We start from the raw sequence: 1,711 nt of genomic DNA, 5'->3' as shown, positions 1-1,711 counted from the left end.
ATTGATGTATATATAAAAGCCGGAAAAATATTATAAAATATTTTTCCGGCTTTTTATTATTTCTCTTGCTTTTCTTCTTTTACCTTGATCTTCGCATCTTTATAGAATGCTAGTTTTCCTTCATTATATTCTTTTGTATATTGATTAAATTTCCCTTTTTCTTTTTGCGTTTCTTCGTTTAATGTATTAACAGCTTTAACTTTCTCGTCAATCTCTTTTAATTTTGTTTCCTTTACTTTTAACTTTCCATAAAGTTCTTTTTCAATCGCCAATGATTTCGTGTAGTTTTCATTCATTTTCTGGAAAGCTGCATAACGATTTTTATAAGCTTCTTCTACTTTTTTTGCTTGCTTTTGTAATTTTTTATCTTCGATTTTCTCTGTATAACTTTGAACTGATTTTGTTTCTTTTTGAGCTTTATCGAGCATCTCTTTTTCAGTTTTCAGAATTTTTTCACGCTCATCTACATTTGCCACAGCCTGATCTATTTTTGGGGCTACTGCTTCATTATGCTCTTTTCCTTCTTGTATAATTTGAGTGTACAATTCCTGTCCTTGTGTTTCTAATTTCTCTAATTTTTTCGCATCATCAAATAATGCTTTTTCTTGCTTTGCTGCATTTTCAAAAGCAGCATATATATTTTCTTCTGGTTTCTCACCAAAACAACCAGATAATAGTCCTACTGATAGTGCCCCAACTAATGCTATTTTTCTATAAGTCAATGTCGATTCCTCCATCAAATACGGTTATCATGCCAGAAATTCACCGGGAAGTGATTTTCTTCATGATATGCTTCAAATTCATACCCTTTTTCTTTTAGTCCTTTAATAATAGCTGGTACGGCAGCAACAGATTGCGGGTGAATATCATGCATTAAAATAACTTCTTGTGGCTTCGTTGCACCAGCAAGTACATTTTGAACAATTTTTGCTGAAGCTGCATCAACTGGCATTTTGCTATATTTCCAGTCTAAAGAGTCGATTGTCCAATCCCATACTTTAAAACCGCCTTCGACCACTTTGTTTCGAAGCGCCTCATTTAATCCCGGCATTGAGCCATATGGTGGACGTGTTAGCTTTGGAGACTGTCCAATAATATTTGCGATTAGACCTTGATCTTCTTTCATTTCATTTACATACTCGCCACTTGTGTATAATTTTTTAAAGTCATGTGTCATACTATGCATACCCACATAATGACCCTCTGCCTTCTCACGCTTTACTAGCTCAGGGAATTGTTTTACATTTGCACCAATTAAGAAAAATGTCGCTTTCGCATCATTTTGTTTCAACATATTTAACAGCTCAGCCGTATATTTTCCTGGTCCATCATCAAAAGTAAGATAAGCGACTTTTCTCTCCTTACCATTAAAGCGACTTGGCGCGGCTTTCTTCATTTCAATTTTTGGTTGTTCACTTGCTAACTGTACTGTATTTTCTTGCTTAGCTACAGCTGTTGCTGGTGAAGTAATGGATCGAAACATAAAATAACCAACTGCTATTGCAATAATTGCTACCATTACAATCACTATACGTTTTACCTTAAAAGCATTTTCCATTCTATTGAACCCCTCTCTCTATTAATCTCATATATAAATCATCTGATATAATTATACATGTATTTGTTTTATTGCAACTATAAAAAAATAAATATTGTATCAATTGTATCAGAAGTTTTATCCAAATCATTGTACCAATGTAAATTTCAACAC

General features: G+C 33.3%; 2 protein-coding genes. Both read right to left on the bottom strand.

The window, feature by feature from the left end; translation table 11 throughout:
* Window positions 1-56 precede the first annotated feature (56 nt).
* On the bottom strand, window positions 57-722 hold the full coding sequence (locus V7183_RS24400) for a YkyA family protein (protein WP_335361134.1): 666 nt from the start codon (window positions 720-722) through the stop codon (window positions 57-59).
* A gap of 14 nt (window positions 723-736) precedes the next feature.
* Window positions 737-1,558 (bottom strand): peptidoglycan-N-acetylglucosamine deacetylase, encoded by an 822-nt coding sequence (locus V7183_RS24395; RefSeq protein WP_335361133.1) that lies wholly within the window; start codon window positions 1,556-1,558, stop codon window positions 737-739.
* Window positions 1,559-1,711: the final 153 nt, after the last annotated feature.

Origin of the sequence: Bacillus sp. JJ1127 (genome assembly GCF_036965845.1) — a bacterium.
Classification (GTDB): Bacteria; Bacillota; Bacilli; order Bacillales; family Bacillaceae_G; genus Bacillus_A.
This window is presented reverse-complemented; position numbering and strand designations above follow the sequence as displayed.